General features: G+C 65.0%; 24 protein-coding genes. 12 read left to right on the top strand and 12 right to left on the bottom strand.

The annotated features are described in order from the left end of the window. Nucleotides 1-100 precede the first annotated feature (100 nt). Nucleotides 101-1,153, top strand: coding sequence for a quinone-dependent dihydroorotate dehydrogenase (locus tag U0025_RS20470; protein ID WP_004209387.1), 1,053 nt, complete (start codon nucleotides 101-103; stop codon nucleotides 1,151-1,153). A gap of 70 nt (nucleotides 1,154-1,223) precedes the next feature. After that, nucleotides 1,224-2,933: a gamma-glutamyltransferase gene (ggt, locus tag U0025_RS20465; protein WP_004209386.1), complete on the top strand. Its 1,710-nt coding sequence runs from the start codon at nucleotides 1,224-1,226 to the stop codon at nucleotides 2,931-2,933. A 46-nt stretch (nucleotides 2,934-2,979) separates the two neighbouring features. On the opposite strand, the gene U0025_RS20460 is transcribed toward ggt, so the two are convergent. The 10 genes from U0025_RS20460 to U0025_RS20415 all read right to left on the bottom strand — a co-directional run bounded on the left by U0025_RS20460 (nucleotide 2,980) and on the right by U0025_RS20415 (nucleotide 6,909). Beyond that, nucleotides 2,980-3,477: a hypothetical protein gene (locus U0025_RS20460; protein WP_004209385.1), complete on the bottom strand. Its 498-nt coding sequence runs from the start codon at nucleotides 3,475-3,477 to the stop codon at nucleotides 2,980-2,982. 51 nt (nucleotides 3,478-3,528) lie between these two features. Then, a complete protein-coding gene (locus tag U0025_RS20455) occupies nucleotides 3,529-3,963 on the bottom strand; it encodes a SufE family protein (protein WP_004209384.1) in 435 nt (144 codons plus the stop codon). 117 nt (nucleotides 3,964-4,080) lie between these two features. After that, nucleotides 4,081-4,314 (bottom strand): hypothetical protein, encoded by a 234-nt coding sequence (locus U0025_RS20450; protein ID WP_004209383.1) that lies wholly within the window; start codon nucleotides 4,312-4,314, stop codon nucleotides 4,081-4,083. A 28-nt stretch (nucleotides 4,315-4,342) separates the two neighbouring features. Next, the gene (locus U0025_RS20445) at nucleotides 4,343-4,594 is read right to left on the bottom strand and encodes a hypothetical protein (protein ID WP_004209382.1); all 252 of its coding nucleotides are present in this window, start codon (nucleotides 4,592-4,594) and stop codon (nucleotides 4,343-4,345) included. A gap of 29 nt (nucleotides 4,595-4,623) precedes the next feature. Beyond that, nucleotides 4,624-4,968 (bottom strand): hypothetical protein, encoded by a 345-nt coding sequence (locus tag U0025_RS20440; RefSeq protein ID WP_004209381.1) that lies wholly within the window; start codon nucleotides 4,966-4,968, stop codon nucleotides 4,624-4,626. A gap of 28 nt (nucleotides 4,969-4,996) precedes the next feature. Then, a complete protein-coding gene (locus tag U0025_RS20435) occupies nucleotides 4,997-5,287 on the bottom strand; it encodes a hypothetical protein (protein WP_004209379.1) in 291 nt (96 codons plus the stop codon). Nucleotides 5,288-5,329: 42 nt separating this feature from the next. Then, nucleotides 5,330-5,710, bottom strand: a complete 381-nt coding sequence (gene pspC, locus U0025_RS20430) for an envelope stress response membrane protein PspC (protein ID WP_004209378.1) — start codon at nucleotides 5,708-5,710, stop codon at nucleotides 5,330-5,332. A 1-nt stretch (nucleotide 5,711) separates the two neighbouring features. After that, nucleotides 5,712-5,978 (bottom strand): envelope stress response membrane protein PspB, encoded by a 267-nt coding sequence (pspB, locus tag U0025_RS20425; protein ID WP_004209376.1) that lies wholly within the window; start codon nucleotides 5,976-5,978, stop codon nucleotides 5,712-5,714. Nucleotides 5,979-5,982: 4 nt separating this feature from the next. Next, on the bottom strand, nucleotides 5,983-6,651 hold the full coding sequence (pspA, locus tag U0025_RS20420) for a phage shock protein PspA (protein ID WP_004209375.1): 669 nt from the start codon (nucleotides 6,649-6,651) through the stop codon (nucleotides 5,983-5,985). 84 nt (nucleotides 6,652-6,735) lie between these two features. Next, on the bottom strand, nucleotides 6,736-6,909 hold the full coding sequence (locus tag U0025_RS20415; protein WP_004209374.1) for a hypothetical protein: 174 nt from the start codon (nucleotides 6,907-6,909) through the stop codon (nucleotides 6,736-6,738). A 187-nt stretch (nucleotides 6,910-7,096) separates the two neighbouring features. Between U0025_RS20415 and pspF the strand changes: the two genes are divergently transcribed. Beyond that, the gene (gene pspF, locus U0025_RS20410; RefSeq protein ID WP_004209373.1) at nucleotides 7,097-8,128 is read left to right on the top strand and encodes a phage shock protein operon transcriptional activator; all 1,032 of its coding nucleotides are present in this window, start codon (nucleotides 7,097-7,099) and stop codon (nucleotides 8,126-8,128) included. 30 nt (nucleotides 8,129-8,158) lie between these two features. Here the strand turns inward: pspF and U0025_RS20405 are convergent, their stop codons facing one another. Further along, nucleotides 8,159-9,037, bottom strand: a complete 879-nt coding sequence (locus U0025_RS20405; RefSeq protein ID WP_004209372.1) for a 3-hydroxyacyl-CoA dehydrogenase NAD-binding domain-containing protein — start codon at nucleotides 9,035-9,037, stop codon at nucleotides 8,159-8,161. Nucleotides 9,038-9,204: 167 nt separating this feature from the next. On the opposite strand from U0025_RS20405, the gene U0025_RS20400 reads away from it, so the two are divergent. From U0025_RS20400 to U0025_RS20370, 7 genes are all read left to right on the top strand, one after another. Further along, a complete protein-coding gene (locus U0025_RS20400) occupies nucleotides 9,205-9,675 on the top strand; it encodes a YbgC/FadM family acyl-CoA thioesterase (RefSeq protein WP_004209371.1) in 471 nt (156 codons plus the stop codon). Next, nucleotides 9,672-10,391, top strand: a complete 720-nt coding sequence (gene tolQ / locus U0025_RS20395; RefSeq protein ID WP_004209370.1) for a protein TolQ — start codon at nucleotides 9,672-9,674, stop codon at nucleotides 10,389-10,391. Before U0025_RS20400 ends, tolQ begins: the two co-directional genes overlap by 4 nt. Beyond that, nucleotides 10,391-10,861, top strand: coding sequence for a protein TolR (tolR, locus tag U0025_RS20390; RefSeq protein ID WP_004209369.1), 471 nt, complete (start codon nucleotides 10,391-10,393; stop codon nucleotides 10,859-10,861). The genes tolQ and tolR overlap by 1 nt, the downstream gene beginning before the upstream one ends. A gap of 18 nt (nucleotides 10,862-10,879) precedes the next feature. Continuing rightward, entirely contained in the window at nucleotides 10,880-11,851 is a 972-nt protein-coding gene (locus U0025_RS20385) for an energy transducer TonB (RefSeq protein ID WP_004209368.1), read from the top strand. After that, on the top strand, nucleotides 11,848-13,182 hold the full coding sequence (tolB, locus tag U0025_RS20380) for a Tol-Pal system beta propeller repeat protein TolB (RefSeq protein WP_004209367.1): 1,335 nt from the start codon (nucleotides 11,848-11,850) through the stop codon (nucleotides 13,180-13,182). Before U0025_RS20385 ends, tolB begins: the two co-directional genes overlap by 4 nt. Nucleotides 13,183-13,301: 119 nt before the next feature. Further along, nucleotides 13,302-13,814 (top strand): peptidoglycan-associated lipoprotein Pal, encoded by a 513-nt coding sequence (gene pal / locus U0025_RS20375; RefSeq protein WP_004209366.1) that lies wholly within the window; start codon nucleotides 13,302-13,304, stop codon nucleotides 13,812-13,814. 162 nt (nucleotides 13,815-13,976) lie between these two features. Further along, nucleotides 13,977-14,753: an IclR family transcriptional regulator gene (locus U0025_RS20370; protein WP_004209365.1), complete on the top strand. Its 777-nt coding sequence runs from the start codon at nucleotides 13,977-13,979 to the stop codon at nucleotides 14,751-14,753. 81 nt (nucleotides 14,754-14,834) lie between these two features. On the opposite strand, the gene U0025_RS20365 is transcribed toward U0025_RS20370, so the two are convergent. Next, nucleotides 14,835-17,777: a TonB-dependent receptor gene (locus U0025_RS20365; RefSeq protein ID WP_004209364.1), complete on the bottom strand. Its 2,943-nt coding sequence runs from the start codon at nucleotides 17,775-17,777 to the stop codon at nucleotides 14,835-14,837. A 328-nt stretch (nucleotides 17,778-18,105) separates the two neighbouring features. Between U0025_RS20365 and U0025_RS20360 the strand changes: the two genes are divergently transcribed. Next, nucleotides 18,106-19,317 (top strand): rhamnogalacturonan acetylesterase, encoded by a 1,212-nt coding sequence (locus U0025_RS20360; protein ID WP_004209363.1) that lies wholly within the window; start codon nucleotides 18,106-18,108, stop codon nucleotides 19,315-19,317. A gap of 12 nt (nucleotides 19,318-19,329) precedes the next feature. Continuing rightward, the gene (locus U0025_RS20355) at nucleotides 19,330-20,865 is read left to right on the top strand and encodes a rhamnogalacturonidase (protein WP_004209362.1); all 1,536 of its coding nucleotides are present in this window, start codon (nucleotides 19,330-19,332) and stop codon (nucleotides 20,863-20,865) included. Nucleotides 20,866-20,967 lie beyond the last annotated feature (102 nt).

The following is a 20,967-nucleotide window of genomic DNA, read 5'->3' as shown; positions in this document are numbered from 1 at the left end:
ATTCATGACGTTTTCTGTCATGAAATGACGCAAGGGAATATGTTGTTGCAATAACGCAACACGACTCGACCTGCGCAGGCACCGCTGGCATAGCGCGGCCATGTCCTATCGCCTGATCCGTCCGCTCTTCTTCGCGCTCGATGCCGAGCGCGCCCATAATCTGTCGATCGCGCTGCTGCGGATGATGCCGACCCCAGCCCCGCTGCAGGCCGACCCAATGCTGGCGCAGACGGTAGCGGGCATCGCCTTTCCCAATCCGGTGGGTCTGGCGGCAGGCTATGACAAGGATGGCCGGGTCGCGCACAAGATGCATGGGCTGGGCTTCGGCTTTGCCGAGCTGGGCACGCTGACCCCGCTGGCACAGCCGGGCAATCCCCAGCCGCGCCTGTTCCGGCTGGTCGAGGACAAGGCGGTGATCAACCGCTTCGGCTTCAACAATGGCGGCCAGGGCGCCGCCGCCGACCGCATCGCCCGTTATCGCCGGCCGGTGGGCGAAGGACCGGTGATCGGCATCAATATCGGCGCCAACAAGGAAGCGACGGCGGCCGGGCGCGCCAATGCCGACTATGCCACCGGCGTTACCTGCATGGCGCCGCTGGCCGATTATCTGACCGTCAATATCTCCTCGCCCAATACGCCGGGGCTGCGGGCGCTGCAGGGCCGGGCGGCGCTGGACGACCTGCTGGGCGCGGTGATGGCGGCACGGCCCGAAGGCGGCCCGCCGATCTTCCTGAAGGTGGCACCCGACCTGGAGCCGGCCGATATCGAGGATATCGCCGCCGCCTGCATCGACCACCGGATCGACGCGCTGATCGTGTCCAACACCACCATCACCCGCCCGGCACTGCAATCGGTCCATGCGGGCGAAACCGGCGGCCTGTCGGGCGCGCCGCTGACCGACCTGTCGCTGGGCAAGCTGCGCGACTTCCGCCGGCTGCTGGGCGACCGGCTGCCGCTGATCGGCGTGGGTGGCATCGCCAATGCGGAGCAGGCCTATGCCCGCATCCGCGCCGGCGCATCGCTGGTGCAGGTCTATAGCGCGCTGGTCTATGAAGGCCCCTATCTCGCCAGGCGGATCAATGAAGGCCTGAAGGCGCTGATGGCGCGCGATGGCGTGCGCCATATCGGCGAGGTGGTGGGGATCGACGCCTGATCCGTCCTTCCCGGACATGATCGAAACAAGAAGGGTTGCGAAACGAAATGCGAGCTTTAGGGTGCCGGCCATGACCTCCCGCCTGACCGGCCTGCTGGCCCCCTTCGCCCTGATTGCCCCCCTTGCCCTGGCGCCCGTAACCGCGCTGGCGCGCGAGCCGGTGGCGTTGAATGCCACCGTGTCCGCCGCCGATCCGCGCGCGGCGGCGGCGGGGCAGGAAATATTGCGCAAGGGGGGCAGCGCCACCGATGCGGCGATCGCGATGATGCTGGCGCTGAACGTGGTCGAGCCGCATAATAGCGGCATCGGCGGCGGCGGCTTCCTGATGCATCATGACGGCGCGAGCGGCGTGCTGGAATCGATCGACGGGCGCGAGACCGCGCCGGCCGCTGCCCGGCCCGACCGTTTCATGGGCGCCGACGGCAAGCCCCTGCCCTTCGTCCAGGCCTGGCCGGGCGGCTATTCGGTCGGCGTGCCGGGCAATCTGCGCATGGCATGGGAAGCCCACAAGAAATGGGGCAAGCTGCCCTGGGCCGACCTGTTTCAGCCGGCGATCCGGCTGGCCGACGACGGCTTCCAGCTGGGCGAGCGCACCGCCACGGCGCTGAAGGCGCTGCAGAATATCTGGGCCGATTTCCCCGAAATCCGCAGCTATTACTGGATCGACGGGCAGTTGCCGGCGGTCGGCACGACGCTGAAGAACCCACCGCTCGCCGCCCTGTTCAAGCGGATCGCGGCGGAAGGGCCGGACGCCTTCTATCTGGGCGAGAATGCGCAGGCGATCGCCAAGGCCGTCACCACTGCGCCGCGGAACCCGGTGCCGATGACGACCGACGACCTGGCCAATTACAAGGTCAAGGACCGCAAGCCGGTATGCGGCCATTATCGCGCTTATACGGTGTGCGGCATGGGCCCGGCGTCGGCCGGCGGCATCACCGTGCTGCAGGTGCTGGGCATGGTCGAGCGCTTCCCGCTGGCGCAGTGGGGCAAGGATGATCCGCGCTCCTGGCACGTCATCGGCGAAGCGATGCAACTCGCCTATGCCGATCGCGACACCTGGCTGGGCGATCCCGAATTCGTCCATGTGCCGATCGCCGGGCTGATCGATCCCGCTTATTTGAAGCAGCGATCGGGCGAGATCCGGCTGAACAAGGCGCTCACTGCCTATAAGCCCGGCCTGCCCGCCGGGGCGCAGCCGCGCACCAGCGCCCTGCCCCAGCCGGAAAGCGGCACCAGCCATTTCGTCGCGGTGGACCGCAATGGCGACATCGCCGCCTGGACATCGACGATCGAGAGCTTCTTCGGCAGCCAGCTGGTTGCCAATGGCGTGGTGCTGAACAATGAGCTGACCGATTTCAGCTTCACGCCCGAGAAGAATGGCGCGCCGGTCGCCAACCGGGTGGAGCCGGGCAAGCGGCCGCTGTCGTCCATGTCGCCGACGATCGTCTATGACGCCAAGGGCATGCCGATCTTCACCGTTGGCGCGGCCGGCGGCAAGACCATCATCATGCAGGTCGCCAAGGCGCTAATCGCCCATTTCGACTGGGGCCTGTCGGCGCAGGATTCGATCGCGCTGGGGCTGGAATTCTTCAATGGCGACGGGCTGGTGCTGGAGCAGGGCACGTCGCTGGAGGCAATGAAGGGACCGCTGGAGAAACTGGGCCACCGCGTCACCATTTCGCGCCTGGGCCTCAAGGCCAATGCCGCCGAGCGCACCGCCGACGGCCACTGGATCGGCGCCGCCGACCCGCGCAGCCCCGGCGTGTCGCTGCAGGAATAAGGCAGGCGATCATGGCGAGCGCAGCGTCGCGCTCGCCAGTCGCGCATCAGGCGCCCTTCTTGAGGTCAAGCCCGGCGACGTTGAATTCGAACGGGAAGCGCTGATCCTTGGGGCCGACGGCAAGATCGACCTTCAGGCTCCTGGCCTTGGCAATCGCCTCATAGGCGTTCTGAGAGGGCATGATCTCGATCCCGTCCTTCGCTTCGGTCATGCGGCCCTTCCAGCGATGGGCCTTGCCGTCATCGGTGGTGGCATTGACCGCGCAATCGGACAGGTCGCACTGGAAGGGCGCGCCGACCAGCTTCACCGTCACCGTCTTTTCGCCATTGGACATGGGCTGGACCATCAGCACCGAGAAGGTGTCGGCGGCGGTCATCGTCTGCACGCTGTTGGCGCTGCCGATATAGGCGACCTTCTGGCTGGCGCCGGCGGTTTCATATTTCCAGACCTGGCCGATCTGGTCACGCTGGGTCGGTTCCTTCTTGTCCCCGCCCGAACAGGCGGCCAGCAGGCCGAGCATGGCGAGGGGCATGATATGGCGCATTGTCGCATTCTCCTTGTCAGGCAAGAACGCGGGGATGCGCGGGAGTTTCCGTCAGGCGTAGCGAGCAGCGGTCTCGCGGATCAGGGCGATCATGTTGGGAATGCCCTGGGTGCGGTTGGAGCTCAGCTGGTTCTTGAGGTCGAAGGGGGCCAGCGCGCCCTCGATATCGGTCGCGCCGATCTCTGCCGGGGCGCGGTCCTGCACGGTCAGCAGCACCAGCGCGATGATCCCCTTGGTGATGGCGGCATTGCTGTCAGCAAGGAAATGGAGCCGGCCGTCATCCAGCACCGTGGGATAGACCCAGACCGCCGCCGAACAGCCCCGCACCAGCGTCGTATCGGTCTTGAGCGCGTCGGGCATATCCTCCAGCCCCCGGCCGAGATCGATCAACAGGCGATAGCGATCATCGGCGTCGAGAAATTCATATTCTTCCTGGAGGTCGGCCAGAACGGGCATCGGGGCGGGCTGATCGGTCATGCCGCCCATATAGGGGGAAAAGCGGTGCGGGAAAGCCCGAAACCGGTCCCCAAGCGGAGGGACGCGGCTTCGCCTCTGGCTCAGCCTGGCCCTTCGACTTCGCTCAGGGCGAACGGAGAAGGGCCGTTACAGATCGACGCCGGCGGCGATGGCTTCGAGCTTGCGGATGCGTTCCTTGAGGTCGGCGACCTCGATCCGGGCGGCGGCCGAGGGTGGCGCGGCTTCCTCGTTGCGGCGATTGAGTTCCGCTCGCTTGAGATCGAGCCAGCCATTCCAGCCGCGCAGCGATGCGAAGGCGACGATGGTGAGTCCGGCGAGGCCGGCGGTGGCCATGGTCAGGTAGAAGAGGGGATCCTGCATGATGTCCTCCCTGTGTCCTTTGCCGCGATCAGTCGCGGTCCTTGAGCTTCTCGAATTCGCGCTCCAGCGCGGTCGAACTGTCGGTGGCGAGCCGTTCCAGCACGGCGACCCGGTCCTTGAGCGCCTTCACTTCGGCGCGGAGGCGTTCAGCCTCCGGATCGGGACCGCGCTGGATGAAATCCTCGCCCTTGTGGCGGCGCACGACGCCATATTTGGCCCGGACGACGCTGGCGATGGCGGTAATCCCGACGATGGCGACGACCATTTCAAACGGATTCATGTTTGTCCTCCCTTGGGCGTGCGGGGCGATCAGTTCGCCGGGCCGCGCAGCCGCTCGATTTCGCGATTGAGCTGATGGCTTTCATCGGTGACGATCCGCTCGACCACCGCGAGGCGATCCTTCATCGAGCCGATTTCGGCGCGCAGCTGGGCATTTTCCTGGCTGATCAGCTTGATGCGCTCGACCAGTTCCTCATTCTTCTGCGGATAGACCGCCTTGCCCCAGCTATTTTCCAGCGGGTAACCGTTGCGGACGCGGAGCCAGGTGGTGAAGATCCACCCGCCGATCGCCATCGCCCCGATCAGAAGCCCACCGCCGATGATCCACGGCAGGTTGGGCATGACGAAGGCGTCTACCATGTCGGTCTTGTTCATGTCCTATACTCCCCTTGCCTGGTCAGCGTCAGCGCAGCGCGTCGATATCGCGCGCGGTCCGGGCGGCGGGATCGGTGGCGATCCGTTCGAGGACTGCGATGCGTTCTTCGAGGCGGCTGATGCGGCCAGTCAGCTTTTCGTTTTCACTTGAAAGAAGGTCGATTTTTCGACCGGCGTCGGGATCTGTTCGATGAACGGTGCCCGTCCATTCATTTTCAACCGGATAACCATGGCGGGCACGGACCCAGGTGGTGAACATCCAGCCCAGCGTCGACATGGCGATGATGGCCAGAACGAAGGTCGGTCCTGCGAAATTCATGGCCTTAACTCCCCGTTATTGCTGCCCGGTCCTGGCTATGCTTCAGCGCAGGCTGTCGATCTCGTCGGCGAGGCGCGTGTTGCGGCTGGTATAATAGACCTCGATGTCGGCGAGGCGGCGGTCGATGTCGCGGAACTTGGAGCGGACGTCGCGGGTGGAGCGCGCCGGATTGGTGCGCACGCCCTGCCAGAATTTCTCGTCGTCCCGATCCGAATAAAGGCCCTGGGGCTTGGCATCGGCGAAATAGGCGGCGGCGAAATAGGCGATCAGCGTCCAGGGGAAGGCGCCCATGAGGGTCACCAGCACCGCGCCGACCCGGACCCAGACCACGTCGATCCCAGTATAGTCGGCGATGCCGGAGCACACGCCCATCCACTTGCCATTCTGCTTGTCGAGATAGAATTTGGTGCGGCGGGCGCTCATGTCAGTTCCTCCGGTCGAAGTCGTAATTATCGTCCTGTGCCGGACGTTGCGGGCGGAAGTCGGGATTGTCGGCTGCGACGATCCGTTCGACCGTCTGCAGCCTGTCTTCGAGACGGCGGGCGAGCAGGTGGAGTTCATCCAGCAGCCGCTCATCCTCGTCGGTGATCTTGGGCGCCTGCTTCCACTTGGTGACATAGTGGAAGATCAGCCAGGGCATGCCGATGAACAGCATGCCGCAGACCATGATAGGCAAGAAGACGTCTTCCATGGGATCAGGCTCCCTTGTTCATGCTGGCCTTGAGCGCGGCGAGATCGGCATCGACCTTGTCGGCCGACTTCAGTTCCGCGATTTCCTCTTCCAGCGTCTTGGGCTGCGCGCCCAGACCCATGGCATCGGCGCGGCCTTCGGCCATGTCGACGCGGCGTTCGAGCATGTCGAAGCGGGCAAAGGCTTCGTTGACCTTCTCGCCGGCATAGGCTTCACGCACCCGCAGGCGGTTCTGCGCGCTTTCCATGCGGCTGACCAGGCTGTTCTGGCGGGCACGCGCCTCGCGCAGCTTGCCCTGCAGCTTGGCGATATCCTCTTCCGACGCCTTCAGCGCCTCGTCCAGCACCTCGATCTCGTGGGAGAGATGCTCGGCCATGTCGGCGGCCTTCTGGCGTTCGACCAGGGCAGCCTTGGCGAGGTCCTCGCGGTCCTTGCTGAGGGCAAGCTGTGCCTTTTCGGTCCAGCCATCCTGCAGCGCCTGCAGCTTGCCGATGTGGCGACGCATTTCCTTCTGGTCGGCGATCGTGCGGGCGGCGGACGCGCGCACCTCGACCAGCGTCTCCTCCATTTCGAGGATGATCATGCGGATCATCTTCGCCGGGTCTTCGGCCTTGTCGAGCAGGTCGGTGACATTGGCGGCGATGATGTCTCGGGTGCGGGAGAAAATACCCATTTTAACGGTGCTCCTGGTCTTCTCTTCAAGGGGGCCGGGGCGGACGAGAGGGGGCATTTCCGCCCCGGCCTGGGTCGTGCGGCCTTACGCCAGATAGCGCAGGGTCGCGGGGGTATCCTGGGTCGCGAGGACCGGGGCTTCGCTGGCGCGGGCCGGGCCGACCGCCGAAAGGATCATGGTCGATCCGAACAGGACGGCGGCAATGGCGACCGACATCAGCTGACCGATTTCGCGAATGCTGTTGCTGTTCTTTTCCATCTTCAACACTCCTTGAACCTGGCCTTCTAAAGGTGCCGCCTGTCTGTGCAGCGGCTTCGTTCCCAACATTGCAGAGGCCGTGCCAATTTTCGAAAAGCGCAGAAAACAGCCATTTTTTGATGATTTGGCACGACTGCGCAAAGATTTCGCTTGCTGATAGTTGGGAAATTTCCCCATATTTTGGCGCATGGAGAAAAATACCCAGTTTGTCGGCCAGTCGCTGGCCTTTCTCGACGCCGTCGAACTGGCCGGGCGGGCCGCCGAACTCAATCGCCCGGTGCTGGTGATCGGCGAACGCGGCACCGGCAAGGAGCTGATCGCCGAGCGCCTGCATCATCTGTCGCCGCGCTGGGGCGAGCCGCTGATCGTGATGAACTGCGCTGCCCTGCCCGAGACGCTGATCGAGGCGGAATTGTTCGGCCATGAGCAGGGCGCCTTCACCGGCGCGACCAAGGCACGGCCGGGCCGGTTCGAGGAGGCCGATGGCGGCACCCTGTTCCTGGACGAGCTGGGCACATTGTCGATGGCGGCGCAGGAGCGGCTGCTGCGCGTGATCGAATATGGCGAAGTGACACGGATCGGGTCGTCGCGGCCGGTGATGGTCGATGTCCGCATCGTCGCGGCGACCAACGAGGATCTGCCCGCCGCCGCCGATGCCGGGCGCTTCCGCCCCGATCTGCTGGACCGGCTGAGCTTCGAGGTCATCACCCTGCCGCCGCTGCGCGCGCGCGAAGGCGACATAACGGTATTGGCCGACCATTTCGGCCGGCGCATGGCAGCGGAACTCAACTGGCCGCAATGGCCGGGCTTCTCCGCCGCCTGCGCGGCCGAACTGGAAGGCCATGGCTGGCCGGGCAATGTGCGCGAACTGCGCAATGTGGTGGAACGGGCGGTGTATCGCTGGCCCGAGCCGGGGCGGCCGATCTCATCCATTGTGTTCGACCCCTTCGCCTCGCCCTGGAAACCGCGCCCGCTGATGCCGGGAGCCGCCGCGCCGTCAGCGGAAAATGCGGCACCGGCACCGGTGACCGCATCGGTGATGAACGGCCATGGCGATGTCACCGACCTCAAATCGGCGGTCGACGCGCATGAGGCGGCGATCGTGCGGGCGGCGCTGGAACGGTTCCGCTATAATCAGCGCGCGACCGCCAAGGGGCTGGGCCTGACCTATGACCAGTTGCGCCACTGCATGAAGAAACATGGGCTGAGCGCGGGATAGGGCGGCACGGCGCCGCCCCACCTGATAGGTTTAGCGGGTCGGGACGGGTTCCGGACCCGAATAATCATAGAAGCCCCTGCCGGTCTTGCGGCCATACCAGCCAGCCTCGACATATTTGACCAGCAGCGGCGCCGGACGATATTTGGGATCGCCGGTGGTGGTGAGGAAGACGTTGAGGATTTCGAGCGCGGTGTCGAGGCCGACGAAGTCGAGCAGGGTCAGCGGCCCCATCGGATGGTTGAGACCCAGCTTGCAACCCTGATCGATGTCGGTGACGCTGCCGACGCCCTCACCCAGCACGAACACCGCCTCGTTCAGCATCGGCAGCAGGATGCGGTTCACGACGAAGCCGGGCGCATCGAAGGCATGGACCGTGGTCTTGCCGACCTTCGCGGCGAAACCCTCGACCGCGGCGACCGTCTCGGGCGAGGTGGCAAGGCCGCGAATGACCTCGACCAGCACCATCACGGGCACCGGATTGAAGAAATGGACGCCAACGAAGCGGCTGGCATCGGGCGCGGCCTGGGCGAGGCGGGTGATCGGGATCGACGAGGTGTTGGTGGCGAGGATGGCGCCGGGCGCCAGGATCTTGCCGACATTGGTGAAGATGGTGCGCTTGACCTCTTCCCGCTCGGTCGCGGCCTCGATCACCAGCTGGGCGCCGGCGAGCGGCGCGATCTCGCCGACCGGGGTGATGCGGGCGAGCGCGGCATCGGCGTCGGCCTGGCCGATCTTTTCCTTTTCGACCGCGCGGGCCAGCAGCTTGGCGATGCCGGCCTTGCCCTTTTCGGCGCGGGGCAGGTCGATGTCGGACAGGATCACGTCATAGCCGGCCTGGGCGGCGACCTGGGCAATGCCCGCCCCCATCTGGCCGGCGCCGATCACGCCCACGGTCTTTATGTCGGTCATGTCCCATTCTCCTCACCAAATGTTCGTTCCAGTCACCCCTACCGACAAGTAAGGCCGCGCGCCAAGCCCCTTCGCGGGCGGCGAACGGGCCATCGCGACGGATGGATGGTTCGCCCGCGCGATTTTCCGCCTTTGCGCGAACCGCACGCCATGCTTAATAGCCGCCCATGCCCCTTGCCGATCCCCTGCCAGCGCCCGCATCCGGACGGTTCATCGCCGCCGTGCATCATTTCCCGCTGCGCATCTATTTCGAGGATACGGACCTGTCGGGGCTGGTCTATCACGCCAATTATCTGCGCTATATGGAGCGCGCCCGGTCCGACATGCTGCGGATCGCCGGCATCGACCAGCGCGCCAATCATGAAGGCGGCGAAGGCGTCTATGCCGTCACCGACCTGAAACTCGCCTATCGCCGCCCCGCCCGGCTGGACGATGACCTGATGGTCGTCAGCCAGGTGATGGAGGTGCGGGCCGCCAGCTGCGTCATTCAGCAAAGAGTCATGCGCGGCGAGGACATATTGACCGACGGCGTCATCACCGTCGCCTATCTGACACCCCAGGGACGACCGCAGCGCCAGCCGCGCCCCTGGATCGAGATTTTCAGCCGTTTGATGCGAGGGGAAGACATCCACCCATGAACCTGTCCATGCCTGACGTCGGCGCCGCCGTTGGCGCCGCTGCCGACGCCGCCACCATTTCGCCGCTCGCCCTGTTCCTGCAGGCCGACATCGTCGTGAAGGGGGTGATGCTGGGCCTGTTGCTGGCCAGCATCTGGACCTGGGCGATCATCATCGGCTTCAGCTTCACCCTGCGCAAGGCGAGCAAGCAGAGCCGCGCGTTCGAGGCGGATTTCTGGAAGGCGGACGATATCGACCGCTTCTATGAAGCCCGCGGCAAGGCCGAATTCCCGGCCGCCAAGGTGATGGCCGCCGGCGTCACCGAATGGCGCCGCTCCACCGCGCAGAAGGTGATCGACCGCGACGGCACGCGCGACCGGCTGGCGACCAGCATGTCGAGCACGATCGCGGCCGAGGTCGACCGGCTGTCGGACCGGCTGAACATCCTGGCGACGGTCGGTTCGGTTGCCCCCTTCGTCGGCCTGTTCGGCACCGTCTGGGGCATCATGCGCGCCTTCACCTCGATCGCCGCGGCGCAGAACAGCTCGCTCGCCGTCGTCGCGCCGGGCATTGCCGAGGCCTTGTTCGCGACCGCGATCGGCCTGTTCGCCGCCATCCCGGCGGTGATCGCCTACAACCGGTTCAGCCATGGCATCAACCGGATGGAATCGCGCCTCAACCGCTTTGCCGACGGCTTCTATGCGACCTTGAGTCGCGAACTTGAGGCCCAACGCTGATGGCGATGTCCGGTCCTCCGTCCGGTCGGCGCGGGCGCAATCGCGCGCCGATGGCGGACATCAACGTGACGCCGCTGGTCGACGTCATGCTGGTGCTGCTGATCATCTTCATGGTGACCGCGCCGCTGCTGGTGACCGGCGTGCCGGTGAACCTGCCCGAGACGCGCGCCAAGGGCCTGGACCAGGATGCCAAGCCGACGGTGGTGTCGATTGATCGCGACGGCGCCATCTATGTCGACGAGGATGTGGTCAGCGACGCCGACCTGCCCGACCGGCTGGCCGAGATCGTGTCGGCCAATGCCGGCAAGCCCGACGCGCCGCAAATCTTCCTGCGGGCGGACACGGCGCTGGATTATGGCCGGGTGATGCGGGTGATGGGCGAGCTCAACCGGGCCGGCCTCAACAAGGTGGCGCTGGTCAGCACCGGCGGGCAGGACGGCGCCGACGATGTCAGCGCAGGTTCAGAATAGGGGCCATAGGTCAAACCGATGGAACGCGCGGAAAAAATCGGCCTTGGCGTTGCGACGGCAGGACATGTCCTGCTGTTCGGCCTGCTGTCGGCCGGGTTCCTGGCGACGCCCAATCCGCTGAAGCTGAACAGCCCGCCAATGGATGTCAGCCTGGTGGACGAAGTGGCGCTGCAGTCGACCGCACCGCGCATCTCGACCGAGCCGCCACCGCCCAGCGTCGCGCCTGAGAAGGGCCCGACCGAGGACGCTGCGCCCGCCGCCCAGCCCGAGCCGGCCCCCGTGCCCGAGCCGACCCCGGCGCCGCCCAAACCAAAGCCGGTCCCGCCCAAGGAAGTCGCGAAGCCCGCGCCGCCCAAGCCGAAGCCAACGCCGCCGAAGAAGGAAACGCCCAAGGCGGCGCCCAAGCCCAAGCCGGCACCCGAAAAGCCGGCGGAAAAGCCCAGGGCGAAGCCGGCGCCGGAGAAACCCAAGGCGGCGGCCGCCGCGCCCGCCAAGGCGAGCGCCAAGCCCGCGCCCAAAGCCGCAAAGCCGGCCGCGGCATCGGGATCAGGCAAGGCCGCGGCCAAGCCCAAGGGATCGCTGCTGGGCAATGATTTCCTCAAAGGGATCGACACCAGTGCCGACGCGCCGCGCAAACCGGCCGCCGCACCGCAGGCTGCCGCGATGGGGCCACAGCAGAAGGCGGCGCTCGACGCCGAGATTCGCCGGCAGCTCAAGCCCAACTGGCGCCCGCCGTCAGGCGCGGATGCCGACCAGCTGGTCACCCTGCTGGAAGTGCGGCTGGACAAGAATGGCGCGGTGATCGGTACGCCCGAAGTGATCGACCAGCTGGGCGTCACCGCCAGCAACCGGCCCCAGGCCAAGCTGCATGCGGAACGCGCGATCCAGGCGGTCAAACTGGCATCGCCCTTCCGCAATTTGCCGCCCGAATATTATGAACAATGGAAATGGCTGCGGCCACTCCGCTTTGACGCGAGGCTGACCCGATGACGACGACCCTGCTCCGCCGCCTGGCAGCGGCGACCGCCGCCCTGCTCGCCTTCACCACCATGCCCGCGCTGGCGCAGCTGTCGGTCGACGTGACCGGCGATATCGACAGCAATTTGAAGATCGCGGTGCCCGCGCTGCCGGCGCAGCAGGATGTGGCGACCCCGGCCGGCACCGCCAATGAACTGGGCCGCAAGATCGCCGAGGTGATCGCCACCGACCTTAAAGGATCGGGCCTGTTCGATCCGTCCGGCCCGGCCGGCATGCCCGCGCTCGCTTTCCCGGAAGTGACCAACCCGGTCTATGACAAATGGGGTGCCTATCAGGCGCTGGTGCAGGGCTTTGTCCGCACCACCGGCGGCGAGGCCGACATCACCGTGGGCTGCTACCTTTATGACGTCGCGCTGAAGCAGGAACTGACGCGCCAGGGCTATGTCGTCGCGCCGCGCGACTGGCGCCGCGCCGCGCATAAATGCGCCGACGCCATCTATGCCCGGCTGTCGGGCGAGAGCCCCTTCTTCGACAGCCGCATCGCCTATATCGCCGAGAGCGGCCCCAAGGATAACCGCGTCAAGCGCCTCGCCATCATGGATTCCGACGGCGCCAACCACCGCTTCATCACCAATGGCCAGTCGATCGCCCTGACCCCGCGCTTTTCGCCCGATTACAAGTCGATCGTCTATGTGAGCTATCTGGGCAGCCGGGTGCGCATCTATGTCTATGACATCGGCACCGGGCAGCAGCGGCTGGTGACCGAAAGCAACAACACGACCTTCGCGCCGCGCTGGTCGCCCGATGGCCGCAACATCCTGTTCTCGATGGCGGTGTCGGGCAATACCGATATCTATCGCGTGTCCGCCCAGGGCGGCGCGCCGGTGCGGCTGACCAATTCGCCGGGCATCGATGTCGGCGGTTCCTATTCGCCCGATGGCCGCCAGATCGTGTTCGAAAGCGACCGGTCGGGCGGACAGCAAATCTATGTGATGAATGCCGACGGGTCGAACCAGCGCCGCATCAGCCATGGCGGCGGCCGCTATGCGACGCCCGAATGGAGCCCGCGCGGCGACCTGATCGCCTTCACCAAGCTGTCGGGCGATTTCAAGATCGCGGTGATGACGCCGAGCGGCGACAATGAGCGCATCCTGACCAATGGCTGGCAGGACGAGCAGCCGACCTGGTCGCCCAATGGCCGCGTGCTGCAATTTTTCCGCACCACGCCGGGCCGCCAGGGCAGCAGCCAGGTGTGGCAGGTCGACCTGACCGGCGTGAACGAACGGCGCATCCCGACGCCGCTCAGCGGCTCCGACCCGGCCTGGGGTCCGTTGCTGCCATAAGTTTTCCACAGCTTTTCGACGCGATAGGGAACCCTATCGTCTTGACAGCGTAACGATTTTTACCAACCATGCTGTTGCCCGTCCGGGTGGCAGAATGGCGATATCCTTAGGAGACCCCGATGAAGATCACCCGGCCCCTGCTCATGGCAACCGCCGTCCTGGCCCTCGCCGCCTGCTCGAAGAAGCCGCCGGCCGAACTGCCGCCGGCGCCGGGTGGCAGCGACACGACCCAGACGGGCGGTCCGGTCGGCCAGACCGGTCCGGTCAAGGGCAGCCAGGAAGATTTCGTCGCGTCGGTGTCGTCCGACCGCATCTTCTTTGGCCTCGACCAATATGATGTCGATGCCGAGGATCAGGCGACGCTGCAGAGCCAGGCCGCCTGGCTGCAGCAGAACCCCAATGTCCGCATCACCATCGAGGGCCATGCCGACGAACGCGGCACCCGCGATTACAATATCGCGCTGGGCGACCGTCGCGCCAATGCGGCCAAAAATTATCTCGCTTCGCTGGGCATTTCGCCCAGCCGCATCAACACCGTGAGCTATGGCAAGGAACGGCCGGCGGCTCTGGGTTCGGACGAGGCAAGCTGGGCGCAGAACCGCCGCGCAGTGACCGTTACCGTCCAATATTGATCCCCGTCGGGTCGCGACTGACGGCTATGGGCCCGCCGATTTCGATCGGCGGGCCCTTATGTTTTTGGGCTGATCGCGATCTTCGCTCCGTCATTGCGAAATTCGTTTCCGATATGTGGGACGACCCTATATATGGGACGAAAACAGGAAGCGAAAAAACATATGCAAGATGGCGAAGAGAAGCAGGAACAGGGCGTTAAGGGCACGCAGACGCTGATGCGCGCGCTCGATATCATGGACGAGGTGATCGACGGGCCGATCCGCGCCGCCGATCTCGCCCGCAAGCTGGGCATGAGCAAGACCACCGCGCACCGGCTGGTGCAGGCGCTGAAATCGCGCGACTATCTGGCGGTAACGCGCAACGGCTTTGCGCTTGGCCCCAAGCTGTTGCAGTTGGGCGTGCTGGCGACCGAGCAGATCGACTATGTCCGTGTCGCCCGCCCGTTCATGGAATTGCTGTCGGAAAAGACCGGCTTCTGCGTGTTCGTGGGCAAGCGCGAGGGCGACTGGTCGCGCCATCTGGACCGGGTGACCGGCAACCAGCGGCTGCGCGTCGCGACCGCGCCGGGCGATCGTCGTCCGGTCGCCGAAACGGGCCTGGGCAAGGCGCTGCTGCTGGACGAGGATGAGGCGACCTGGGAACGGCTCTATGTCGAGGCCAAGGGCGGCGAGGCCAGTCGGGCGCAGATCGACGCCTATATTGCCGAGATGCGCATCCACAAGGCGCGCGGCGAAGTGCTGCACGACAGCGAACTGGGCGATGGCGTGCGGTCGATCGCGGTGCCGGTGCGCGATGCCAAGGGGCAGATCTGCGTCGCCATCTCGATCGCGAGCGCGGCCCATTATCTGACCGACGATGTCCGCCCGGCCCTGGCCGAGCAGGTGATGAAGTCGGCCGAACAGATCAGCGCCGCGGTGGGCTTCAGCGGCCAGCGCTGAATTTCCTTTCGTCCCGGATAAGAAAATGGGCACGGTTACCAACGGTAGCCGTGCCCTTTGAGGTTGGGGAGGACTGGGAAATTACATCCGGTAGGTCACGCCGAAGGTGAAGGTGCGACCGATGCGGGTTTCGAACAGCGTGTCCTGACGCTGGCTGTCGATATAGAGGCGGTTCTGTTCGTCGGTCAGATTCTGCGCCTCGACGATGATCTTCAGGCGATCGGTGACATTATAGCTGGCCGACGCATCCATGTAGAAGGTCTTGGCATTGCCCTGAAGGTCGCTGCCGGGCGAGGCCGGAATGCCGCGGATGAACTTGTCACGGAAGTTGCCGGTGGTGCGGATCGAGAATTTGTCATCCTCATAATAGAGCGTGCCCGACGCGGTGTTGGGCGACAGGCCGACCAGGTCCGCCGTGGTCGTCACGGTCGGCACGCCGTTCACGCTGGCGAGGATATAGTCGATCTTCGACGTGACATGGGTGTAGTTGGCCAGCACGCCGAAATTGCTGAAGAAGCCGTCGAGGAAGGTGAAGGGAATCTGGGCATTGAGCTCGATGCCCTTGAGCTTGCCGCCTGGCGTGTTGAACGGCTGCGACACGGTGAACAGCTCATCCGGCAAGGTGTTGCTGTTTTCCAGCAGGGCATTGGGAAGGCCGAGCTGGTTGAACGGGATCTGGCTGTTCACATTCTGGATGAAGCTCTTGATGTCCTTGTAGAAGAAGGCGGCCGAGAGCAGCGAACCGGGGCGGAAATACCATTCGACCGCGACGTCGAAGGTGTTGGCGCGGATCGGGTCGAGGAACGGATTGTTGACATTGCCGACGCGAGTGACCGGATTGACGCCGCTGGTCGGGGTCAACAGGCCGAGTTCCGGACGGGCCATGACCTTCGCGCCGGAGAAGCGGACCAGGACATTCTCGACCGGTTCGACGACGATGTTCGCCGAGGGCAGCCAATCGTCATAGCTGTTGCTGGCGGCGGCGAACTGGCCGGTCAGACCCGTCGGCGAGCTGGCCTGCGCCACGGCGATATAGCCCGACGACAGCATGTCGGTCTTGACGTAGCGCATGCCGACGTCACCGCGAATGCCGAAGCCGATCGCATCGCTGAGATCGAAATTGGCCATGAGATAGCTGCTCATGACCTCTTCGCGCACGCGGCTGCGGCCGCCGCCACATTCGACGCCGCAATAGCGGACATCGTCGAAGCCGAAGGTATCGGCCCATTTGTCGGGATCGATCGCCGCCCAGCTGGACGGGGCGCCATGGCCCCACAGCTTGTCGACGCCGGTGATGGTGGTGGTGATATCGGCCAGCGTCGTGCCGGCCGGCAGCGCCCGCACCACGGTATCGGCATTATAGGGACGCAGGAAGGTCGAAAGGAAATTGCTGCGCCGATATTGCGCGCCGCCCTTGATCGAGAAGGCGTCGCTGACCGTCCATTTGAGGTTGATGTCGGCGGTCATGTTGTCGGTGGTGTTCTTCGACGGCTTGCCCTGATAGCTGAAGCCACCCAGCACGGTGCCGTCAGAACGGCCCGGCGCATAGTTGAAGCTGGCGGGGTCATTGACGTCGATGCCGAAGCCCAAGGTCGGGGTGGTGCCGCCCTTGCTATAGTCGATCGAGAAACCATCGGTGTCGATCGCGTCCATGAAGGTCTGGAGACGCTTCTTGCCGTCCCAGATGGAGCGGTTGAAACCGACGATGCCGCTCAGTTCCAGGCTGTCGTTGAGGCGACGGCGGAAGTTGAGGTTGGCCTGCTTGAAGGTCGAAACGAAATGATCGACCAGCCCTTCGGAACGGACGTCGACGCCGTCGAACACGCCCTGGACCAGCGAGCCATTCTCGTCGAACTCGATATCGCGCACGGAGGTCATCGGCTGGCCGTTGTTGGCGGCCGAGCGGGCGAAGGAGATGGCGGCGATATAATTGTCGCGCCGGGTCACCTCGAACCGCGAATAAAGCATGTCGAGCGAGATGTCGGTATCGTCGTCGGGGTTGAACTGCAGGGTCAGCGACCCGCCGATCCGTTCCTGATTCTGTTCCGAATTGAGGTAGCGCGGAATGCGCGGCAGGAAGGCGCCGCTGCCCGGCGTGTTGGGCAGGTCGTCGCGACGCAGATCATAGATGGCCTGATAGGCGGCGCTGGTGCTGGTGCGCGGATTGCCGGTCGAGCAATTGAGCGCATCGGCGCCCTTGGCGGCATTGTCGGCCGGGTTCTGCAGCGCGAAGCCGACCGGCGAGCAGAAACCGCCATTGGTATTGGCCGACAGGATGTCCACCGCCGAATAGCCGACTTCGCGGATATGCCGCTTCTGATAGGCGACCGAGCCGAGGATGCCGAAGCCGCTGTCGCCGAACTTCTTCGATACCAGCAGCGAGGCACGCGGATCGACCTCCTTCGACAGCTCGTTATAGACGCCGCGCGCAGTCATCGAGAGGACGAAATCCTCCTTCTGCTCCATCGGCTTGGGCGCGCTCAGATCGACCGTCGCGCCGAGCGAGCCTTCCTCGACATCGGCCGAGGGGGTCTTGCGCACCGACAGGGCCGAGAAGATTTCGGTCGGGAAGACGTTGAAGTCGAAGCTGCGGCCATTATTGCCGGCGCCGTAAATGTCCGACGAGCCGGTCTGCGACGTGCCTTCCATGCCGTTGATGCGGGTGCGGGTGAAGGCCGGGCCAAGGCCGCGGACCGAGATGTTGCGGCCTTCGCCGCCATCGCCGCGCTGGAGCGCGATGCCCGGCACGCGCTGCATCGATTCGGCGAGGTTGGAGTCGGGGAACTTGCCGATATCTTCGGCGACGATAGAGTCGATCGCGGCGGCTTCCTGCCGCTTCATGCTGAGCGCGCTGTTGAGCGAGGCGCGGAAGCCGGTGACGACGATGTCGGCATTTTCCTGGTCAGGTTGTGCCTGCGGCGCCTGGTCCTGCGCCAAGGCCGGCGCGCCCGCCATCATGGCAACGGCCAGCGCGATCACCGACGAACGGCGCGCGGACGCAATACGGCTGTAATGCTCGATCATGACTTCCTCCCCAATGTGCCGGCCCTCGCCAGCATTCCCACTATGTGAAATTTTGTGTCACACTATATTATATTTCACGACATTTCCATAAAAATCATAATATGATCGCAAGTTCCACACTGTGGACCGCCATGACGCTGATCGCATTGGTTGCAGGGAGGGATTGACCGGAATTTTTTCCCTATATATGGATCATGCTATCAATTTATGAGACCGATCCCATCGTGATCGCGACCGGATTCCTGCTTCCGCCTCTGCACGGGCGGTTTTCTTGGGGGAGCGCGTCTTGGCGCGCTCCCCTATTTGTCTCGCTCAGGATGTTTGCGTCATGCCGCTCAGCACCAGCCTTGCCCTGATCCTGATGGCAGGATCCTCCATCGCCGCGCCGCAATCCTTCGACCTGTCGGCGGGCAGTGCCACACGGCAGACGCCCTATCAGGCCGGCGGCCATGGCATGGAACCGGGCAGCACGGACGATGACTTCCTGTTTTCGGTGGCGGTGCCCGACGGCACCTATCGGGTGACGCTGACGCTGGGCAACCGCAAGACAGCCGGCGAAACCACGGTCAAGGCGGAGGCGCGGCGGCTGATGCTGCGCAATGTCGCGACCAAGAAGGGGCAGTTCGTCGAGCGGCAGTTTCTGGTCAATGTCCGCAGCCCTGCCCTGCCGCCGCCGCCCGCCAATGCACCGGGCGGAACGGCCGTGCGGATCACTGCGGGCGACGCGCGCGAATATACGTGGGACGACCGGCTGACGCTGGAATTTCTGGGCAAGCCGCAGGTCGCTTCGGTGACGATCGAACCGGTGAGCGCGCCCACGATTTTCCTCGCAGGCGATTCGACCGTCACCGATCAGGCGGCCGAGCCGGCAGCGAGCTGGGGCCAGATGCTCCCCGTAATGCTGGACGGCAATGTCGCGGTCGCCAACCATGCCAAGTCGGGTGCGACGCTCAAATCCTTCCTCACCGACCTGCGCTTCGACAAGCTGCTGTCGGCGGTGAAGCCGGGCGACTGGCTGTTCATCCAGTTCGGCCATAATGACCAGAAACAGGAATGGCCGCAAACCTATGCCGATGCGGCCACCACCTACCCCGCCTATCTGCGCGCCTATATCGCCGAGGCGCGGCGGCGCGGCGCCCATGCGGCGCTGGTGACGTCCCCCGAACGGCGCAATTTCGACGAGAATGGCCACATCAAGGATACGCTGGGCAGCTATGCCGATGCGGTGCGCAAGCTGGCGGCTGAGGAACGGGTGCCGCTGATCGACCTCAATGCCGACAGCCGCGCCATTTATGAAGCGCTGGGGCCGCAGGTCGCGCCCACCGCCTTCAATGATGGCGGCAAGGACAAGACCCATCATGATAATTATGGCGCCTGGCTGCTGGCGAGCGCGGTGGCCGAGCGGATCAGGGCGCAGATCCCCGAACTGGCGCCCCATGTCGTGGCCGCACCCTTTGTGCCGGCCCAACCGCCGAGCGCAGCTCAAGCGGCGATCGTGCCGAGCCGCGCGCATAGCGATGTGCGTCCGGCGGGCAACTGAGCCATGCTGGAGATGAGCCGGCGCGAGATGAGCCTGGGCCTGGCCGCCGGCGCGCTGCTGGCGCCCGGCACCGCCTTTCCCTTTGCCGGTCATGCGACGCGGCGGTTCGACGTGCGCGATCATGGCGCGCGCGGCGACGGCATCGCGATCGACAGCGATGCGATCAATGCGGCGATCCTGGCCGCGTCGCAGGCGGGTGGCGGCACGGTGCTGCTGCCGCGCGGCCGCTATCTCTGCTTCTCGATCCGGCTGAAAAGCCATGTCACCCTGGTCATCGGCGAAGGCGCGGTGATCGAGGCGGCCGATCCGGCGCGCCATGCCGGGCGCTATGATTTGCCCGAGACGGGGATCGACCAGCTTTACCAGGATTTCGGCCATAGCCATTGGCACAATAGCCTGATCTGGGGCGAGGATCTGGTCGAGGTCGCGATTCTTGGCCCCGGCATGATCCACGGCCTGGGCCTGACCCGCGACGGGCCGGGCGCGCGCTGGAAGAAGCAGGCGGGCGAACGGCCGCTGTCGATGCGCGGCATGAGCGACGCGCAGATTGCCGAGCTGGAGCCCGATGCTGCGAAGATGAATGGCCTTGGCAACAAGGCGATTGCGCTGAAGAACGGCCGCAACATTCATTTGAGCGGCTTTTCGATCCTGAAGGGCGGGCATTTCGCGATCATCGCGACCGGCACGCAGCAATTGCGCATCGACGATCTGGCGATCGACACCGAACGCGACGGTATCGACCTGGACTGCGTGCGCGACGTGGTGGTGGAACGCTGCCGGGTCAATTCGCCCAATGATGACGGCATCGTCGTCAAGAGCAGCTATGCGCTGGGTCGGGCGATCGCATCGGAGAATATCCTGATCCGCGACTGCGACGTGTCCGGTTATGACATGGGATCGATGCTGGACGGCACGAAACGCAGCACGCAGCAGATCGCACCCGACCAGGACCGGGTCACCGGCCGCATCAAGCTCGGCACCGAGAGCAATGGCGGATATCGCAATATCCGGATCGAGGATTGCCGCTTCACCCGTTGCCGTGGGCTGGCGCTGGAGACGGTCGATGGCGGGGTCATGGAAAATATCGTCGCGCGGCGGCTGACGATGCGCGAGGTGACGACCGCACCGATCTTCCTGCGCATCGGCGACCGGCGGCGCGGGCCGGATGGCACCGGCATCGGCGCGATCACCGGCGTGGAGATCAGCGAGGTGGATGCGCGCGGGATCGATCACAGATTTGCCGCAAGCATTGCCGGCCTGCCGGGCCATCCGGTGCGCGACGTGACGCTGCGCGACGTGCATCTGGTCTATCAGGGCGGCGGCACCGCGCAGGATGCGGCGCGCAGGCCCGCCGAACTGGCCGATGCCTATCCCGAACCGAGCATGTTCGGCGTGCTGCCCAGTTGGGCCTTATGGGCGCGCCATGCCGAGCAGCTGACGATCGAGCGCTTTTCCGCCGAGACGGCGACGCCGGACGCGCGGCCAGCGGCGCTGTTCGATGATGTCGCCGGCCTGACGATCCGCAACAGCCCGATCCTGGCGCGCTGAAACGGACATCGTCCCACCCATTCTTAGCATTTGACGAACATGTGGGACGATGTTACCCAAATATCGGTTTCGAGTTCCATAATATGGTTCACAGGGGAGAGC

The sequence above is a fragment of the Sphingobium yanoikuyae genome, from assembly GCF_034424525.1.
GTDB classification, from domain to species: Bacteria; Pseudomonadota; Alphaproteobacteria; order Sphingomonadales; family Sphingomonadaceae; genus Sphingobium; species Sphingobium yanoikuyae.
The sequence above is the reverse complement of the archived record's forward strand: the minus strand, read 5'-3'. Positions and strand labels throughout refer to the sequence as shown.

Excerpts from the sequence above, each read along its gene's own strand:
- ggt (WP_004209386.1), top strand. The coding sequence starts at position 1,224 with ATGACCTCCCGCCTGACCGGCCTGCTGGCCCCCTTCGCCCTGATTGCC.
- pspB (WP_004209376.1), bottom strand. The coding sequence starts at position 5,978 with ATGGAAGACGTCTTCTTGCCTATCATGGTCTGCGGCATGCTGTTCATC.
- U0025_RS20355 (WP_004209362.1), top strand. The coding sequence starts at position 19,330 with ATGAGCCGGCGCGAGATGAGCCTGGGCCTGGCCGCCGGCGCGCTGCTG.
- U0025_RS20440 (WP_004209381.1), bottom strand. The coding sequence starts at position 4,968 with ATGAACAAGACCGACATGGTAGACGCCTTCGTCATGCCCAACCTGCCG.
- U0025_RS20415 (WP_004209374.1), bottom strand. The coding sequence starts at position 6,909 with ATGGAAAAGAACAGCAACAGCATTCGCGAAATCGGTCAGCTGATGTCG.
- U0025_RS20455 (WP_004209384.1), bottom strand. The coding sequence starts at position 3,963 with ATGGGCGGCATGACCGATCAGCCCGCCCCGATGCCCGTTCTGGCCGAC.
- U0025_RS20365 (WP_004209364.1), bottom strand. The coding sequence starts at position 17,777 with ATGATCGAGCATTACAGCCGTATTGCGTCCGCGCGCCGTTCGTCGGTG.
- tolB (WP_004209367.1), top strand. The coding sequence starts at position 11,848 with ATGACGACGACCCTGCTCCGCCGCCTGGCAGCGGCGACCGCCGCCCTG.
- tolR (WP_004209369.1), top strand. The coding sequence starts at position 10,391 with ATGGCGATGTCCGGTCCTCCGTCCGGTCGGCGCGGGCGCAATCGCGCG.
- U0025_RS20405 (WP_004209372.1), bottom strand. The coding sequence starts at position 9,037 with ATGACCGACATAAAGACCGTGGGCGTGATCGGCGCCGGCCAGATGGGG.
- tolQ (WP_004209370.1), top strand. The coding sequence starts at position 9,672 with ATGAACCTGTCCATGCCTGACGTCGGCGCCGCCGTTGGCGCCGCTGCC.
- pal (WP_004209366.1), top strand. The coding sequence starts at position 13,302 with ATGAAGATCACCCGGCCCCTGCTCATGGCAACCGCCGTCCTGGCCCTC.
- U0025_RS20385 (WP_004209368.1), top strand. The coding sequence starts at position 10,880 with ATGGAACGCGCGGAAAAAATCGGCCTTGGCGTTGCGACGGCAGGACAT.
- pspA (WP_004209375.1), bottom strand. The coding sequence starts at position 6,651 with ATGGGTATTTTCTCCCGCACCCGAGACATCATCGCCGCCAATGTCACC.
- U0025_RS20470 (WP_004209387.1), top strand. The coding sequence starts at position 101 with ATGTCCTATCGCCTGATCCGTCCGCTCTTCTTCGCGCTCGATGCCGAG.
- U0025_RS20360 (WP_004209363.1), top strand. The coding sequence starts at position 18,106 with ATGCCGCTCAGCACCAGCCTTGCCCTGATCCTGATGGCAGGATCCTCC.
- U0025_RS20435 (WP_004209379.1), bottom strand. The coding sequence starts at position 5,287 with ATGAATTTCGCAGGACCGACCTTCGTTCTGGCCATCATCGCCATGTCG.
- U0025_RS20370 (WP_004209365.1), top strand. The coding sequence starts at position 13,977 with ATGCAAGATGGCGAAGAGAAGCAGGAACAGGGCGTTAAGGGCACGCAG.
- pspC (WP_004209378.1), bottom strand. The coding sequence starts at position 5,710 with ATGAGCGCCCGCCGCACCAAATTCTATCTCGACAAGCAGAATGGCAAG.
- U0025_RS20450 (WP_004209383.1), bottom strand. The coding sequence starts at position 4,314 with ATGCAGGATCCCCTCTTCTACCTGACCATGGCCACCGCCGGCCTCGCC.
- pspF (WP_004209373.1), top strand. The coding sequence starts at position 7,097 with ATGGAGAAAAATACCCAGTTTGTCGGCCAGTCGCTGGCCTTTCTCGAC.
- U0025_RS20445 (WP_004209382.1), bottom strand. The coding sequence starts at position 4,594 with ATGAATCCGTTTGAAATGGTCGTCGCCATCGTCGGGATTACCGCCATC.
- U0025_RS20400 (WP_004209371.1), top strand. The coding sequence starts at position 9,205 with ATGCCCCTTGCCGATCCCCTGCCAGCGCCCGCATCCGGACGGTTCATC.
- U0025_RS20460 (WP_004209385.1), bottom strand. The coding sequence starts at position 3,477 with ATGCGCCATATCATGCCCCTCGCCATGCTCGGCCTGCTGGCCGCCTGT.